The 16,883-nt window shown below is 44.1% G+C and carries 12 protein-coding genes and 1 pseudogene; 4 read left to right on the top strand and 9 right to left on the bottom strand.

Going from position 1 to position 16,883, the window contains the following annotated elements; translation table 11 throughout:
- From HWQ37_RS22430 to HWQ37_RS22410, 5 genes are all read right to left on the bottom strand, one after another.
- The coding region (locus HWQ37_RS22430) for a hydantoinase/oxoprolinase family protein (RefSeq protein ID WP_292750995.1) at positions 1 to 961 on the bottom strand (961 nt) is incomplete at its 3' end.
- 227 nt (positions 962 to 1,188) lie between these two features.
- Entirely contained in the window at positions 1,189 to 4,551 is a 3,363-nt protein-coding gene (locus tag HWQ37_RS22425) for a leucine-rich repeat domain-containing protein (RefSeq protein WP_292750993.1), read from the bottom strand.
- A 535-nt stretch (positions 4,552 to 5,086) separates the two neighbouring features.
- Positions 5,087 to 7,897, bottom strand: a complete 2,811-nt coding sequence (locus HWQ37_RS22420; RefSeq protein WP_292750991.1) for an ATP-binding protein — start codon at positions 7,895 to 7,897, stop codon at positions 5,087 to 5,089.
- A 236-nt stretch (positions 7,898 to 8,133) separates the two neighbouring features.
- A complete protein-coding gene (locus tag HWQ37_RS22415; RefSeq protein ID WP_292750989.1) occupies positions 8,134 to 10,494 on the bottom strand; it encodes a glycoside hydrolase family 65 protein in 2,361 nt (786 codons plus the stop codon).
- A gap of 596 nt (positions 10,495 to 11,090) precedes the next feature.
- Positions 11,091 to 11,315: a hypothetical protein gene (locus HWQ37_RS22410; protein WP_292750987.1), complete on the bottom strand. Its 225-nt coding sequence runs from the start codon at positions 11,313 to 11,315 to the stop codon at positions 11,091 to 11,093.
- A gap of 312 nt (positions 11,316 to 11,627) precedes the next feature.
- Between HWQ37_RS22410 and thrC the strand changes: the two genes are divergently transcribed.
- The gene (thrC, locus tag HWQ37_RS22405; protein WP_292750985.1) at positions 11,628 to 12,719 is read left to right on the top strand and encodes a threonine synthase; all 1,092 of its coding nucleotides are present in this window, start codon (positions 11,628 to 11,630) and stop codon (positions 12,717 to 12,719) included.
- A gap of 109 nt (positions 12,720 to 12,828) precedes the next feature.
- Here thrC and HWQ37_RS22400 read toward each other — a convergent pair whose 3' ends face one another.
- The 4 genes and pseudogenes from HWQ37_RS22400 to HWQ37_RS22390 form a co-directional block, all read right to left on the bottom strand.
- Positions 12,829 to 13,293 carry a hypothetical protein gene (locus tag HWQ37_RS22400; RefSeq protein WP_292750983.1) on the bottom strand — a complete coding sequence of 155 codons (465 nt, stop codon included), beginning with the start codon at positions 13,291 to 13,293 and terminating at the stop codon, positions 12,829 to 12,831.
- A gap of 171 nt (positions 13,294 to 13,464) precedes the next feature.
- Positions 13,465 to 13,650 (bottom strand): hypothetical protein, encoded by a 186-nt coding sequence (locus HWQ37_RS22395; protein ID WP_292750981.1) that lies wholly within the window; start codon positions 13,648 to 13,650, stop codon positions 13,465 to 13,467.
- Between the two features lie 32 nt (positions 13,651 to 13,682).
- A pseudogene (locus HWQ37_RS34890) lies at positions 13,683 to 13,778 on the bottom strand (IS982 family transposase); the annotation flags it as partial.
- A gap of 2 nt (positions 13,779 to 13,780) precedes the next feature.
- Positions 13,781 to 13,975: a hypothetical protein gene (locus tag HWQ37_RS22390; protein WP_292750979.1), complete on the bottom strand. Its 195-nt coding sequence runs from the start codon at positions 13,973 to 13,975 to the stop codon at positions 13,781 to 13,783.
- 316 nt (positions 13,976 to 14,291) lie between these two features.
- Here HWQ37_RS22390 and HWQ37_RS22385 point away from each other — a divergent pair, with 316 nt between their 5' ends.
- From HWQ37_RS22385 to HWQ37_RS22375, 3 genes are all read left to right on the top strand, one after another.
- Positions 14,292 to 15,191, top strand: coding sequence for a YihY/virulence factor BrkB family protein (locus HWQ37_RS22385; protein WP_292750977.1), 900 nt, complete (start codon positions 14,292 to 14,294; stop codon positions 15,189 to 15,191).
- Between the two features lie 87 nt (positions 15,192 to 15,278).
- Positions 15,279 to 15,785, top strand: a complete 507-nt coding sequence (locus HWQ37_RS22380; protein ID WP_292750975.1) for a DUF4112 domain-containing protein — start codon at positions 15,279 to 15,281, stop codon at positions 15,783 to 15,785.
- A gap of 19 nt (positions 15,786 to 15,804) precedes the next feature.
- A complete protein-coding gene (locus tag HWQ37_RS22375) occupies positions 15,805 to 16,737 on the top strand; it encodes an alpha/beta fold hydrolase (protein ID WP_292750973.1) in 933 nt (310 codons plus the stop codon).
- Positions 16,738 to 16,883 lie beyond the last annotated feature (146 nt).

The following is a 16,883-nucleotide window of genomic DNA, read 5'->3' as shown; positions in this document are numbered from 1 at the left end:
GTTGTCGTTCATACTCTCCTTTAAAGTGGGCAACATCTGTACTTGTCCCTCCCATGTCAAAGGTAATAACTAACTCGAAACCTGCTCTTTTACTAGTTTGGACTGCGCCAACAATACCGCCAGCCGGGCCACTTAAAATACTATCTTTTCCTTGAAATTGTTCAGCTGCGACTAAACCGCCGTCAGATTTCATGAACATTAATTTGACGCTTGGTAACTGACTCGCTATTTGGTTAACGTAGCGGCGCATAATAGGAGTTAAATAAGCATCGACTACTGTTGTATCTCCCCGGCTAACCAATTTCATTAAGGGACTAACTTGATGGGATACGGATATTTGAGTAAAGCCGATTTCTTGGGCAAGCTGGGCTATTTCTTGTTCGTGTTTAGGATAGCGATCGCTGTGCATAAAAACAATGGCACAACTCCGAATTCTTGTATGGTAAACTGCTTGTAAGTCGCTTTTGACTTGTTCAATATTTATAGGGATTAATTCATTTCCGTTAGCATCATAGCGTTCATCTATCTCAATCACTTGCTCATAAAGCATCGTTGGTAAAATTATCTGACGGGCAAAGATGTTAGGACGGTTTTGGTAGCCAATTCGTAGCGCATCTTTAAACCCTTTGGTGATGAGAAGAACGACGCGATCGCCTTTTCTTTCTAACAGTGCATTTGTTGCTACTGTTGTCCCCATTTTTACCACTTCTATGGCTTCAGTAGGAATGGGTTCGTTGTTAGTAATACCTATGATATCTCGAATACCTTGGATGGCTGCATCTTCATATTGTTCGGGATTTTCCGAAAGGAGTTTGTAGACGATAATCCATTGCTGATTAGGCAGAGGGACAATTAAAAAACGTTCGGGGTGTTTTGAAACTCCATCGATAATTGCTTGATTATTAGTAACAGCAACAATATCTGTGAATGTACCACCACGGTCAGCAAAAACCTTCAACATTACTCTGTTTCCTGTATAATCATGAGAAATTACGAAATAGCTCTAAGAGGATGTTTGAAAAGTCGTGATTGATGTATCAAATATTTTTTACCCCTCCCTAACCCTCCCCTTGTAAAGGGGAGGGAACCGGATTTTTCTTGTTTCCCCCCTTTACAAGGGGGGACTAAGGGGGGTGATTAAAATCACAGCCAAACACTTTTAAAACATCCTTTAATATCCGTTGTCAATTAATATTCATCTACAAATTGAGGATGAACCCAGAGAAATTCACGGCGTTTGTTCTGCACCCGCACTAAACCACCAAAACTAGGATCTTTTGCTTTCAGAAGGGCATGTAATTCTCGTAAGATAGAGCCTTGGGCGCGGATTGCATCGCCTTGCAAGAATGAGGCATCTCTCTTGGACTTTCCAGCCAAAACCATATCGCTGCCCTTCAAAGTAGACTCGATGCTTTTTTGTCCCAAATCGAGTTGTTCTTCAAAAACTTTATAGGTGGTGTCATCCAGCATAAATTTAGTTGCCGAACCTGCCACAGGTAAGGCTAGGCTCAGGATTCCGGTAACAATTTTGAGATAGGGGGCTGCTTTGATGAACCACTCACGAGACAAGTCTAATTCATAGACTCCCTTTTTCTTGTCATTTGGATTTAAGGCTGGAAGTGGCTTACGAGCGTGTTCGCACCAGAGAGTAAGTTGAAACTTAGCACTCGTCCATTGGGGGAGATCAAAAAATCTCCGTTCAACAGGCATAAAGCTAAACAGGCGTGGGCCGTCTTTTGCTTCATCGGTGAGCATCTGCATCATTTCTGCAAACTGCTGATCGACTTGGCTTAAAATGGAGCGTTGCTGGTGAGATAATACCTGAAAGCGTGCGTGATCTAGACGATTGTACATCCCCAAATCTTGGCGGATGATGTTTAATTCGTCTTTCATAATGTCTCGCAACTGCTCAGTGCCAATTTCTTGAGATGGGGGTTGAGCAGTCGGCGCGTTATTTAGCAGTCTGTCTATGCTTTGCCATTCGCCACACCCGGAAATGGGACACGGGAATTCATGACGATTTTTCTTTTTACTTTCAATTAGTTTCTGCACCTCAAACAGTCCGTTTCCAGGGGCATTCATGCTGCAAGGTGCAATGCAGGGAACCATGACGTTACAACGCAACCCTTCCCAGAAATTCTCGACTAGCCATTTAATCTCTTCTGTGAGATAAGACAGGAAACGTTCTGGATAAGCTGCCCGTACTGTAATTTTTACATCAGTGTCAACATACTCTAGCAATGCCCGACCGTTGTAGTCGTTGTCAAGCATTAAGCCGCGTTGCCAGTGGATGCTATCTTCGTAATTCGCCCGCCCCAGTGAGTATTTGTGCAACCGGACAATCAACTGGTAAAATAATCCTTCTGCCACTGCAAATTGTCCGCGACTATCCACAATCCGGCAGATTTGCACTTGTTGTCTGTCTCCCGTTTCCGGTTGCTCTCCCCAATTGGGCAATTTCTCCGGGCGTGTGTCGGGAACGAGTTGAGCAATGAGGCTGGTATTGCTAGTTTCTGACCGCTCGAATACCACTTTGTAGGATAGATCAAAGCGTTCCATCAACCGCAGAAAGATTGGATGCAATTTTGAGGGGTAGCCTTCTTCGCCTTCAAACGGCGGATGGCTCCACAATTGGCCCAGATGCTCAAACTCCACTAAACCGTTGCGTTTGCGTGTCGTTTCATCATCTAGCACGAAACTGATCGCCTTTGCCAGCCAGTCGGGTTTGAGGATGACGATATTGCGTAGTGTTGAGTCGTTATGATAATGGATAAAATGCCCTAATATATGGGAGATGCGAAGAAACAGTTCTGCTTGCTCCTCATCAATTCCCTGTTCATTGCAGATTTTAATGACATCATTGTAGGAGAGATAGGCTTTGTCACTTGTCTGTAAGATTTCTCGCACCCGTTGCCACTTTGCGGGAACGGAACGCCCCATTTCGGGAAGAGATGCAGCGACACGGGCGATCGCATCTTTTAATTTTGCAATTCCAGCGCAATGCGTCGTATCCTGGTTGGGTTTGCTGTCTACATGGAAGAATTCGATTACCGTATCTTTGCCGAATTGATCGAGAATTTCTTGTCTGTCAATGTCTGGTTGTCGCTGTCCGGGGCCGCCGTGGGTTGCGACTACCAACACCTTTGCATCTAGTTCTCGATTTTTGATCAGCGTAATCCACTCTTTGACAAAGCCCTGCTGGGGGCCTTCCCGTGGCTTCCAGATAACTAGATAGACGGCTGGCGCACTGAAAAACAACTGGTGCGTTGGTCGATAAACCCGTTGACCGCCAAAATCCCAACCATTGAGTGATATCTTTGTGCCACTATCGGGATCGGTGACGATTACAGGTTTAATTTCAATCCCGTGAGTTGTGGGGCGACCATCTACCCATTCATCTCCCCGCAATGCTCCTAACAGGCAACTCTTGCCCACCTCACCCTCGCCAATTAAAATCAGTTTGGCTTCATTCAGCGTTATCTGTGCTTCTGCCTTTGCCCGCAGGTATTGCAAGACTGCTTCAGTGCCTTGTTTGTAAGCAGCTGCAAGGTCAGGGTTAAGAGGGTTATTGTCGAGGTCAAGCAGTTGCAACTGAGTCAGGGATGCGATCGCTTCTGGCAGTTCGGTCAGTTGGTTATTGTCGAGGTCAAGCAGTTGCAACTGAGTTAGGGATGCGATCGCTTCTGGCAGTTCGGTCAGTTGGTTCTTGCCGAGGTTAAGCTGTTGCAACTGAGTCAGGGATGCGATCGCTTCTGGCAGTTCGGTCAGTTGGTTCTTGCCGAGGTTAAGCTGTTGCAACTGAGTCAGGGATGCGATCGCTTCTGGCAGTTCGGTCAGTTGGTTCTTGCCGAGGTTAAGCTGTTGCAACTGAGTCAGGGATGCGATCGCTTCTGGCAGTTCGGTCAGTTGGTTCTTGTCGAGGTTAAGCTGTTGCAACTGAGTCAGGGATGCGATCGCTTCTGGCAGTTCCGTCAGTTGGTTGTTGCTGAGGTAAAGCCGTTGCAACTGAGTCAGGGATGCGATCGCTTCTGGCAGTTCCGTCAGTTGGTTATTGCTGAGGTCAAGCCGTTGCAACTGAGTCAGGGATGCGATCGCTTCTGGCAGTTCCGTCAGTTGGTTATTGCTGAGGTCAAGCCGTTGCAACTGAGTCAGGGATGCGATCGCTTCTGGCAGTTCCGTCAGTTGGTTATTGCTGAGGTCAAGCCGTTGCAACTGAGTCAGGGATGCGATCGCTTCTGGCAGTTCCGTCAGTTGGTTATTGCTGAGGTCAAGCCGTTGCAACTGAGTCAGGGATGCGATCGCTTCTGGCAGTTCCGTCAGTTGGTTATTGTCGAGGTAAAGCTGTTGCAACTGAGTCAGGGATGCGATCGCTTCTGGCAGTTCGCTCAGTTGGTTATTGCGGAGGTAAAGCTGTTGCAACTGAGTCAGGGATGCGATCGCTTCTGGCAGTTCGCTCAGTTGCATATCGCTGAGATCGAGTTCTATTGCTCCCTCTTGGCGCGCCTTTTCAATACGCTGCTCTGCTTCCCAATAAGCTCTATCTCTCGCCATGACTAAATCCTTTTTCTCACTACCAAAATCGGAGTAATAGCCAGACTTTTTCTGGCTAACAGCCTATACAGGTGGTTTAGTCAGAAAATCTCAGCCTAATATTCTAATTAAACAGCAAGCAACGCCAAGGGTGAAGATTTTAATTTGGTTAACATATTTAACTACGCTAGATGATGTTGACAATTAGAGGTTGTTTGAAAAGTGGTTTGCTATGACATTAGGCACTTTTAGATCCACCCTAACCCCCCTTAAAAAGCTACGGTGTATACACAAATCGGAGTTACATTTTAGATCCGGGTTTTACCCCCCTTAATCCCCCCTTGTAAAAGGGGGAAACAAGAAAATCTAGTTCCCTCCCCTTTGCAAGGGGAGGGTTAGGGTGGGGTAAAACCTTGGTTAATCAGCTATTTCAGACTTATGTTTACACTGTAGCCTTAAAAAGGGGGGAACCGAAATCAAAGTCCCCCAATTTATCGGGGGATTTAGGGATATCTAAAATTTTTGATACCGACAAAATGACTTTTCAAACATCTTCTTAGATAACTTGCTGATTTAGCGGAATTACGATTACAAATTCTGTCCCCTGACCAAGAGCAGAAATACATTGTAATTTTCCCTGATGCTTTTGGGTGATAATCTGATAACTAATAGATAAACCTAACCCAGTACCTTTATTAACTGGTTTAGTCGTAAAAAATGGTTCAAATAATTGTTTTTGTACCTTTTCGGGAATGCCTATACCATTGTCGCCAATACGAATAACTACCTGATTATCGCTCATGAGTTTCGTATGAATGCGTATCTGGGGAGTAGAGAGCGCTTTTTCCCCTACTTCCCATTCACCATTCTCCACTGCCTCTTCTAAAGCATCGATCGCATTTGCTAAAAGATTCATAAATACTTGATTCAACTGCCCAGGATAACATTCTACTAATGGCAGATCGCCGTACTCTTTAATCACCTCAATTGTTTGATTGTTAGATTTAGGTTTGAGGCGATGTTCCAAAATCATCAATGTATTATCTATACCATCATGGATATTCACCGCTTTCATTTCTGCGTCATCTAAGCGAGAAAAGTTTCGCAAAGATAAGACAATTTCTGTAATTCGTTCTGCACCAACTGTCATAGAAGTTAGTAAGTTGGGCAAGTCTGCAATGAGAAAATTTAAGTCGATTTCTTCTGTTTGTTGTTGAATTTCCTTTGCGGGATTAGGATAGTTTTTCTGGTATAATTGCAGCAATCTTAATAAATCTTGGATATATTGATTTGCATAGTTGATATTGCCAGAAATAAAGTTGACTGGGTTGTTGATTTCATGCGCTACACCTGCTACTAACTGCCCCAAACTCGACATTTTTTCACTATGCACTAGTTGAGATACTAGCTGCTTTGCTTCTTGGCGCAATTGTGCCTCTGAGTATCGCAATATCTGCTCTGCTTGTTTGCGCTGGGTTATGTCGTGGAGAATGACGACATATTCCTGAAAATCTTGATGGGGTCTATCTGAGATAGAAACTTCCAGAGTTCTGTTTTTCCCATTGCCGATTAAAATTTGTTCGCTACGCTTTGTCCACTGTTCTGGATAGTAGACTAATGCCGGTAGCCATTTGTTGAGGTGATTTCCTGGTAACTCAGATGGGTTGACACCAAAAAACGATTCGGTGGCTGGGTTAGCTTGGCGGATAATGCCTTGATTATCTACGACTAAAATACCATCTTGGGCGACAGTAAACAGGTGTTCGGCAGCTTCTCGTGCTTCTGCGATCGCAACTACTTGAGGTAAACTTGTCCAACAAGCGATCGCTACTCCCACAAATGCCACACTCATCAGTAGCACCACAAATATATTCTCACCGCCAGCAGTTGCCACTTTATTCAGTTTGACACCAAATAACCAGCCAACTGCCACGGCGCTACACAGTAAAAAAATCAGGATGCTCACCTGGAGAATAACTGAATCTTTGATAATTACTACAGGGCGGGTGCGATATCGCCGCATCCACCAATCAGGATGGAATGCAGGGAAATTCACACGGCGAATCACCGCATCTATGCCCATGACACCAATGGGAAATAATAACCCAATGATAAAGTTGAGCGAACCCCAAGCAAGTCCGCCCACCAACAGCACTACAACTTCTAACAGCAGAATGGCTAGAGATATGCGAGGAAACAAAACTTCCGGGCGATCGCGCCGCAGCCAAAGCCCTAAATGCAGTAACATAAAGGAGATAAACCAACCAATGTTACCAACAGCCACGATTCGCGCCACATCTCCCCAAATCAGATAGATTAAGCACAATCCCAGTGTCAATGTCAATGCTGGGACAAACACACCGCGACGTGAGACTACATAAAATACTGGTGAAATGTGGTTATCTAAAGCCAGTTGATACAAAATTCGCGGGCAATTAGAAACCACCGTTGCCGAACCGAGTAGACAAGCAGCTACTAGCAAAAAAGAAACACTTACACCAGCAAATTTCCCCCAAAAGGGCAGGGAAGCCGCCGCCAGATTCAGAAAAGCATTGTCTTTCAGGTTGGAATTTGTGGCCAACCGCATTACTACCCAAGACCCTCCTAAAAAGATGGGTGGCATCATCCAGGCTGCAACATCTAGAAACCGTAGCGTTTGGGTGGGGTGGCGGCTATCGGCGACAAAGGAAGAAGCTGTTTCACAACTGTAGGTTGCATAAGTGACGAAAAAGAACCACTTTGCCCAATCTACAAAGCTCAAAGATGACCAACTGCTAGGAAAAAACCCAGGACTCACCGGAGAAAAGGTTAACCAGCCAAGACCTTGCACACAGAAGGTCATTAGCAATCCAAAGGCTGGAATTACAAAAAACAAATGTAAAATACTCAGGGCGCGAGTCCCACTAAACGCCACGATAAAAGGCAACAGTGTAAAGCTAATATCCAGAAATATATCTGGACAGGTAATACCCAGCGCCTCCAAATTTACTTTAATTAAATCTCTGAGTACGATTGTATTCACTGCTAAGTAGGAAACCCAGTTTAGGAGGTATCCAATTGCTGCATAGCGAGCTAGTCCGGGGTAGTTTTGTAGTAGCTTGGTAGCATAGTTAGGTGTTCCTCCAGCTACATTGATGAAATGCATACCCAAGCGTTTTACTTGATAGTTGAGCAGCATTCCGAAAATCACCGCCGGTATCCAGACAAAAATAGCTTGGGAACCTAAAGCAGCATGAATCGCTGGAACCAATGCTGTCCAAGAAATATGTGCTGTCAAACCAAAACCCCAACTTTCAACAGCACTCAAGCTTCTAGTCAAGCGAGGGTAAGAAGATTTCCCCAATGTGGAATGAGCAAAATCGGACATGATTAGCAGTGTTCGGTGGGATACTCTAATTAAGCTTATTAGCTAGAGTTCCCATCTCGTAAATCTTCTGAACAAAAACTAAGTGCTGAGTGCTGAGTGCTGAGTGTTGAGTTCTAAGTTCTAAGTTCTGAGTTCTAAGTTCTGAGTATTTGTAGTGGCATGGCAAGCTTAAAATAGTGCATTAGACGTAGGTTGGGTTGCGCGGAGCGCAACCCAACACATATCAGGATGTTGGGTTACGCAAAGCCTCCACCCAACCTACAATTTTTTTGCTTACCAACACTAGTTTCACGTAACGCACCATTACCATTGTTAAAGATTTGGTGCGTTACGCTGTCGCTAACACAACCTACTGGCGTGTCTGGGAACGTTTCGGCTTGTAAGTCAAAGTCATACCACTCATTACGCCATTGCAAGCGAAACTTTAAACGTGTCCAGTTAGGTGGTAGGTTGGGACAGGCAATGGGACCGAATTGAGTCATCCGAATGCCGCCAAACCCGAAAACTACTGCTTGCCAAACTCCTCCAGCACTGGCGGCGTGAATTCCTTCGGCAGCGTTACTTCTCACATCCTCTAAGTCTACCAAGGCCGATCGCAGAAAGTGTGTATAAGCTTCGGTTGGTTGATTCAGGTCGCATGCTAAAATGGCATGAATGGCTGGGCCTAGTGAAGAACCATAACTGTGGTCGGTGCGTTGGGTGTAATAGTCCCAGTTGGTGGCGAGGGTATTATGGTCATAACGTTCGCGCAGTAAATACAAGAGCATCAAGACATCTGGCTGTTTGAGAATCTGCTTTTGGCTGGTGGCTTCAATTCCCAACAAACCTTGCAGAGATTTGCTGCGCGGTTCGTAGTCAGCGAGGTTAACGTCTTCTAGCTGGAAAAAGCCTTCAAATTGCTCAATTAAACCTGTTTGAGCATCTTCATTCACAAATAGACGCTCTTGGATTTCCGCCCAATAGTGCAGACGCTCTGTGGTTAAGTTGAGTTTTTGCACTAGTTGGGCTGAGGTTTCAGGGTAAGCTTGTTTGAGCCAGTCCCACAGCGCCAAAGCTGATTGCAAATGCCACTGTACCATGAGATTGGTGAAGGCATTATTATCGACGCGATCGTGATTTTCATCAGGGCCAATTACATCTAGGATGTCATAACTGTGCCGCTCTTGGTTCCACTGCACCCGACTTTCCCAGAAAACAGCCGTATCAAGAATAATTTCCGCGCCATAATCGCGCATCCAGTCATCATCGTTGGTAGTCTGCCAGTAGTGCAAAATTGCATAAGCAATATCTGCGGTGATATGCACTTCAATGTCACCGCACCAGATGCGGATTAATTCACCATTGGGAGCTGGAACCCAGCGCGGGGTTACTTCATCGCCAGTAGTGGCACTTTCCCAAGCATACATCGCCCCTTGATAACCGGCTTCTTGAGCTTTGCGTCTCGCTCCTGGTAAGGTGTGGTAACGGTAGGTGAGCAAGTTACGCGCTAGGGCTGGTTGAGTTAAGGTGAGAAAAGGCAGGATGAATATTTCTGTATCCCAAAAGATATGCCCGCTATAGGCAAAACCGGAAAGGGTTTTGGGAGGAATGCTGACGCGGTTATCGTGACGCGGTGTTACAGCTAGTAATTGGAAGAGATTATAACGGACGCTTAATTGAGCCAAGCGATCGCCTTCTATTATAATGTCACTGTCTTGCCACACTTGCTCCCAGGCAGTAATGTGAGCTGCCAACAAGGTAGTATATCTCGGTTCGTCAGCAAGTCTTTGTAAGGCGGCAGCAATGGGAATTTCTGTCTCTCGTGAAGTAAACAGGGTGACAATCTTTTCTACAGTTACCGATTTTCCGGGATATAACTCTAAGGTGGTTGTCAAAGTGGGAGAACTAGAAGCATTTTCGATGCTCACAAGTGTAGTTTCGTCACCATCTACCACTAACTTAGCTGCCATCCCCAGTTGAATATCTGAGTGGAGAGTTTTACTATTTAACCAGATAATCCGATCTATGCCACCTTGGTTTAAGGTTCGCCAATGTTTAACGCCTTGGGTATCGGGTTCGCTGTCAAATCCGGCTTCAATGGTAATTTCACCCTCAAAGTCTACCGATGTAATTTGAGCGCGAATCGCCAAAACGTGCTGGTCTGCTAAACTGGTGAAGCGCTCGAAGTGAAAATCTAGGGTATGACCGCTAGGACTACGCCACCGCACATCACGGCTAACTAAACCTAAGCGTAGATCGAGCCGACGTTCGTAGTTGAGAATCTCACCACTATCCATACTAAAGCGTTCGCGTAGCGTCTCCGTAGGAGATTCGCCAGCAACTTTTACCACCAATGGCAGCCAGTTGGGACAGTTTACCAGTTCAGTATGAGTAATTGTCACATCATCATAGACACCGTGGATGAGTACGGCTGGAAAATCCTGTGGATATCCTTCCTCAAATGTACCCCGCACTCCTAACAACCCATTACCAAGAGTGAAGACAGTTTCTTTGTGATGTAACTGCGTCGGGTTAAACTCCGTTTCAATCACGTTCCAGCCAGTATTATCAATTAATTGCTGATTTTGTTGAGAATCGTGAGTGGATACGTTGAACATGAGTGATAAAACCTATATCTTGGGGCTGGCAATGGGTAGAATGCAATAAAATTAGGAGCAATATTTAAGTGATTAACTTATATCTTGCACCAGGCGACTATAAGTCGCGGCTACACGAGACTTTACCTGCCTCCGCAGGTTAAAAAGCCTTGATTTTGCGTTAGTTGGCGTAGGCGGACTTTGTTTGTATAGCCGCGATTTCTAATCACTAGGGCTAGGTGCAAGATGTGAGTTAACTCCTTTTCTCTAGCGCCTAGACTAGAAGATTGTCTGAACGCCAAAAAACATGATTCTGATAACATTAGCGTTTAAAATTTCATCTGTCTACAGTTAGATTTGTTTAAAAATGGCAATTATAACTCATAAATCTTAATTAGCTACAAATTGATGCGGTTTTTCATCAATTTCTTTTTTTTATATTTACAATCAAGGCGAGACGGCGATTTATCCCGTATTTTGGCTGGTAAAATTTACAGGTGCAGTTAAAGGACTTCCAAATAAAAAAATATTCAATTATTTATTGTGGGGTGGACATCCTGTCATAGGTGTCAAGTTAAGGCGGATGCCCAAATGTCAAGTGAGGTTGCAGCAGTGCATCAGTGTCGCTGACGCACGGCTTTGACCAAGCCCATAGAGCGTTGATGCTCAACCAAGGAATAAATTGTAGTTGTGGGTTTTGTAAGAGTGCGCGGTGGAAAAAATACAAGCATCAATTGACTATTTCCACTGAAACTACGTTCAATAGGCTGTTGCAAGGCGACATCAGCACATAAATCATTGAGTACTGCGTAAAAAATCCAACAACAGGACTTTTCAAACATCCTCTTAGAGAGTTATTACGTAAGTCTCATAGATTTACAGATGATTTTTCACCTCATCAGCATCCTCTAGGCTAATTTGTTGAACCGAAGTTCGCCGTAGCAGTTTATGATAAATTAACGTTCTAAATAAAATAGCAAGTGAAACGGCTACACCATAAAAAATAATATTCTTAATAACATTCTTTTGGATTAGGGAACTCTGAACAGGCAACAGGCAACGAAAAATCTACTTTCTTCCTCTTACCCATTTTGCGCTTCCCCATCCTACCCTTTCAAAATATCCAATCCTTACGTTCAGAAATTTTAAATCCCGTGACTTTGAGCCTGTCTGTTGCTACATCTTATCGCCAACCCTGGCCTGGACTGATAGAAGCCTATCGTGAATACTTGCCTGTCAGCGAAAAAACACCGATTGTCACTCTGTTGGAGGGTAACACACCTCTAATACCAGTGCCAGCGATCGCAGAACGCATTGGCAGACAAGTACGGGTTTTTGTAAAATATGACGGTTTGAATCCCACCGGCAGCTTCAAAGACCGGGGGATGACTATGGCAATTTCCAAGGCCAAGGAAGCAGGGGCTAAAGCAGTAATTTGTGCCAGCACGGGCAACACCTCAGCCGCCGCCGCCGCTTATGCAAAGCGTGGGGGCATGAATGCCTTTGTACTGATTCCCGACGGTTATGTGGCGTTGGGCAAATTAGCCCAAGCATTACTGTACGGCGCAGAAGTATTGGCAATTAAAGGTAATTTTGACCAAGCCTTAGAAATTGTCCGCGAAATGGCTGAAAGCTATCCAATTACTTTGGTGAATTCCGTCAATCCCTACCGCCTAGAAGGACAGAAAACAGGAGCCTTTGAAATTGTCGATGCGTTGGGTGATGCACCAGACTGGTTATGTATTCCCGTAGGCAATGCGGGAAACATCACAGCATATTGGATGGGATTTTGTCAATATCATCAAGCCAGAAAGTGCGATCGCTTACCCAAGATGATGGGATTCCAAGCCGCAGGAGCAGCCCCCTTAGTCCACGGTCAGCCAGTGGCACATCCCGAAACCCTAGCGACAGCAATTCGCATTGGCAACCCGGCTAGTTGGGACTTAGCGATCGCAGCCCAAACCGCCAGCCAGGGAAATTTCCACGCCGTTACCGATACAGAAATTCTCGACGCTTATCGACTTTTGGCAGCATCAGAAGGCATCTTCTGCGAACCTGCTAGCGCTGCTTCTGTAGCCGGATTGTTACAGGTGAAAGACCAAATTCCCACGGGGGCGACAGTAGTTTGTGTCCTCACAGGCAATGGTTTAAAAGACCCAGATACAGCCATTAAACACAATCACAGTCAATTTCAACAAGGTATTGCGGCGGAACTAGGCGCAGTAGCCAAGGCAATGGGATTTTAGGGAATTGGGCGTTAGGAGTGCTGAGTGCTGAGTGCTGAGTTAGGAGTTAGGAGTTAGGAGTTTTGTTTATCTCCTTGTCTCCCCTGCCTCCCCTGCCCCCTCATCTCTCTCATGCCCCTGCTCGTTGGCGTGTCAAGCTATCAATAGCATCACCCAAGGCAGTAGTAAGGCTGTTGCGGCTTTGGGCGTGGTTGTCTTGCTCAGTTTTTAAAGCTTGCAAAAGGCGATCGCGTTCTTTAATCGCGGCGATCAGTTTAGCTTGCAAGTCCTCCACAGATTTTAGCTGTTCTATTTCTTGTTGAATCGCTATTGGTGTCCCAGCAGTCAGTGTGTCTACTTCAAAACCTTGAAGTTTATGCAGTTCTGCTTTGAGAGAAGCGATCGTCTGTTGCGAGAGTTGGGCATCTGTGCGGCGTTGTTCTGCTTCTGTGTTGTAAAGTTTACGCCATTTTTGGGCGCTTTCCCAAGCCGTATCGCGCTCGTATTGCAGTTCTGCCATCTGCTCTTTAAGTGTCTGGATTTCTGTCAACCACTGTTGTGTTAAAGCGGTCGTATAACTAGTATTTTCAGCCATTTTTATCCTCACGCATACTAATAAAGTACTAAAATCCTGTTTTTCGTCAATCAAAAAAGCATGATAATTTATTTTCTTATTAGAACAAAAGTACTATTTTCATACTAAGGACTGACCACACTATGTTGGCATCAAAAGTTCTTTTATCAATCAGTTTTACCAATCTAAATACTATTTGTTGCCTTCCTTTTTTTCATCCAGTGCTTTTTGAACGGCTTCTCTACAAAATTGTGCTGGATTATCCTGTTTCTGTATTTCTTCCTTCATTTCTTTCGTAGCTCTAAAAGTAACGTTTTCAGTTAATTCTTTACTCGGTGGATTGTCAAAATTCTGAGGATTACCTTTACGGTTAGGCATTGTTGAGAGATGTAAATATAGCGAGGAGGTTGTTCTATTTGATACATATTATTTAGATGGTAATTGACCGACTCAATTACGGACTGTTTGCGTAAAAGAATTTTATCAATCAGTTTTACTAATCTGCATACTATTTGTTGCCTTCCTTTTTTTCATCCAGTGCTTTTTGAATAGCTTCTCTACAAAATTCAGGAGGATTGTCTTGTTGCTGTACTTCCTCTTTCATCGATTTTGTCATACGTAAGTTCATCTTCTCGGTAAGCGGCTCCTCTCGTTCTGACTTAATTGGTCTTAAATTTTCAGGAGTTCCTTTAGGATTAGGCATTATTGAGAGATGTAAATATAGCTTGAATCTTTAGGAAGCGAAACATTAGAGTGTTTATTCGATGGGTACAGAAGCCTGAGAAACTTGTTACCCACCGATACCACTTTTAAGGAATGGCTACTCTATGTTTACACGTTCGGAACTGGAAATCAAAACCATCAAAGAACTTCGAGTCTTGTGTTGCCTCGTTCCCAGCCTGGAGGCTGGGAAACTATTTTGAGAGGCTCCAGCTCCTCTTTCTTGACGAGAAACAGAGCCTTTTGAAACAAAATTTGGGAAAGTAGTTAAGAAACCTAACCAGTTTTAACTCAAAATCATGCCAAAGCCTCGTTTTTTTCGCTTCTTTCGCCACCTCAATTGGCGCACGCTCAAAAAAACTTTTTCCAGGACAATCGAAAGGCGACTTTTAGGACTCGCCTCAGAAATCGCCTTCAATGCCATGCTATCGCTGTTTCCAGCAATTCTGGCTCTGATCACAGCCATTGGCTTATTGGCAGAATCTTTACAAAACACCTTTAACAAACTGGCGAATCAACTTAGTCAAGTCCTACCTGAACAAGCACTGGATCTGATTCGTGATTTTGCTACCACAGAAATTACTAACTCCAAAAATAGCGGTTTATTTTCTCTAAGCTTTGTATTAGCAATTTGGACTGCTTCTGGGGCAGTGAGTACCGCGATGACAGCCCTCGATCAAATCCATCAAATTCCTTCAGAAAACATCCGCCCCTTTTGGAAAGCCAAGCTCGTCTCTCTGGGGTTAACAGTCGGTACTATGTTGCTTTTAGTGTTGGCTTCTTTGTTAGTGTTTACCAGCGACTTACTATTGGGAATGGTAGTGCGTGAAAATGGCTCTTTGATCTTCTTGGTGCATCTTTGGCAGCTATTACGCTGGCCTTTAGCTTTAAGCATTGTCGCTGTCGCCTTTGGCTTTGTCTATCGCTATGGGCCAAGCAAGTGGAACTCAGGCACACCAATGATGCCAGGGGCAATTTTAGCAGCTATTTTCTGGGCAATATTGTCTGCTCTATTTCGGCTGTATGTGGCGAATTTTGGGAATTATAATAAAGTATATGGTGCTGTAGGAGCTGTGATAGTTTTAATGCTCTGGCTATCAATGAGCGCTGCTGTTCTGTTAATCGGCGATCAGTTGAATGTGACTGTCGGCGAAGATATGCGCTTAAAAGCCCAGTCGCAATCCCAAGAAAAATATTAATTCGTAAATCCTTGAGAAAATGATTGCAAAAGCTCAGTAGGGGAGTAAAATATCTAACGATTCAATACAAAATTAGCGATCGCCTCCATGCCTGATTCTTCTCCTCGATTTTCGATGATTGAACCTGATGCCAAAGCACCCACGTTGAAGCGCCTACGCCAGTTAAGTCGGCTCCTGGATAATGTTGTTACCATTCCTGGAACAAAAATTGGTTTTGGTCTAGATCCAATTATAGGACTCATACCCATTGGTGGTGATTTTTTAGGAGTGATGTTTTCTAGCTACATCATCCTAGAAGCAGCGCGGCTAGGTGTATCTAGAGCCACTCTCGGTAAAATGGTTTTGAATGTAATCATTGATGGCTTAGTAGGCACTGTCCCAGTTTTGGGAGACTTTTTTGATTTTGCCTGGAGAGCTAACACTAATAATATCAAGCTCTTGGAAGAATACTTAAAGTTTCCTAGCGAGCAAAAGAGTGCAGATAGGTGGTTTATCTTTGCCGTTTTGGTTGGATTGTTGCTAATTTCTATTGCTTTAGTAGCATTGCCCGTGATTCTAATTAGAATCTTGTGGAGCGCCTTTACAGGCGGTTAAATTGTTTATTGATAAAAGAATGAAAGATTGGTGGCAAGCTACTTTTCCCAAAGGGCGGCAAAGTCTAGTTATTAGTGATGCTAAAGGTTATCCTATACAAATTGCTTATGGCGAAAAAGGTAAAGGTAAACCGCTAATTCTATTACATGGCATGGGGAGTTGGAGCTACAATTGGCGCTACAGCGTCGCCCCATTATCTAAATATTACCGAGTAATTTGTTTTGATGCTAAAGGTTTTGGTTTTTCCGAAAAACCATTGTCTCGTAGAGAACATAACGGTCATCAAGTTATTGAGTTTCAAAGAATTATTCAGGCATTATGTGATGAACCCGCAGTGATTGTAGCAGAATCTCTGGGGGGATTAGTTGCCCTTGCTCTTGCTCAAGAAAATCCGCAGTTAATCGGACGGCTGGTAGTAGTAAACGTACCTGTTTTTGCCGAACAACTACCCCATTGGTCTATGTGGTTACTTGCCAAAACGCCCCTAGAAGTAATGCAAACAATTGACGCTTTACGTCTGACATATTTGTTTGCACCTTTATTTAGAGAAGTTATGGCAATCGAAAGACGTGGGGTATTATTCGATCCCTCAATCTTGACGCAGGAAGATATTTATTGGATAACTTACCCATTTACCGAATTGCCTGGCACGATCGCCAAAGTTGCCGAAGAGTTACAAATAGCCGCGCGAGAAATTGAGAATTGGCAAGCAAATAAGCCAAATATGCTCACCAAAATTCAAAATAATCTCAGTGCAATTAAGTGTCCTACACTAGTTTTGTGGGGTGAGCAAGATAGTTGGTTTCCTGCAAGTCATGGTAAAAAATTACATCAACATATCCCCAATTCCCAATTACAGATTTTATCTAACTGCTGTCATGATGCCTCAAGTGGTTCTTCTGAGGTGTTGAATACAGCGATTCTTGAGTTTTTACGAGATACTAATTTCTAAAGACAATTCGTATTTTGATGAGAACATCCCAAATATACCAAAACACTTCACAATGAAGTGCGAGTGTTTCAACAATAATTACGAATTACGAATTACGAATTAGATAAAAAGAGAGTGGGAGGAAGCATATCAGTCAGCTTTCAAAC

Source organism: Nostoc sp. NMS4 (assembly GCF_017115095.1).
Taxonomy (GTDB): Bacteria; Cyanobacteriota; Cyanobacteriia; order Cyanobacteriales; family Nostocaceae; genus Nostoc.
The sequence above is the reverse complement of the archived record's forward strand: the minus strand, read 5'-3'. Positions and strand labels throughout refer to the sequence as shown.

Coding starts and splice junctions, on each gene's coding strand:
- HWQ37_RS22425 (WP_292750993.1), bottom strand. CDS start 4,551: ATGGCGAGAGATAGAGCTTATTGGGAAGCAGAGCAGCGTATTGAAAAG.
- HWQ37_RS22420 (WP_292750991.1), bottom strand. CDS start 7,897: ATGTCCGATTTTGCTCATTCCACATTGGGGAAATCTTCTTACCCTCGC.
- HWQ37_RS22415 (WP_292750989.1), bottom strand. CDS start 10,494: ATGTTCAACGTATCCACTCACGATTCTCAACAAAATCAGCAATTAATT.
- HWQ37_RS22410 (WP_292750987.1), bottom strand. CDS start 11,315: ATGTTTGAAAAGTCCTGTTGTTGGATTTTTTACGCAGTACTCAATGAT.
- HWQ37_RS22400 (WP_292750983.1), bottom strand. CDS start 13,293: ATGGCTGAAAATACTAGTTATACGACCGCTTTAACACAACAGTGGTTG.
- HWQ37_RS22395 (WP_292750981.1), bottom strand. CDS start 13,650: ATGCCTAACCGTAAAGGTAATCCTCAGAATTTTGACAATCCACCGAGT.
- HWQ37_RS22390 (WP_292750979.1), bottom strand. CDS start 13,975: ATGCCTAATCCTAAAGGAACTCCTGAAAATTTAAGACCAATTAAGTCA.
- HWQ37_RS22385 (WP_292750977.1), top strand. CDS start 14,292: ATGCCAAAGCCTCGTTTTTTTCGCTTCTTTCGCCACCTCAATTGGCGC.
- HWQ37_RS22380 (WP_292750975.1), top strand. CDS start 15,279: ATGCCTGATTCTTCTCCTCGATTTTCGATGATTGAACCTGATGCCAAA.
- HWQ37_RS22375 (WP_292750973.1), top strand. CDS start 15,805: ATGAAAGATTGGTGGCAAGCTACTTTTCCCAAAGGGCGGCAAAGTCTA.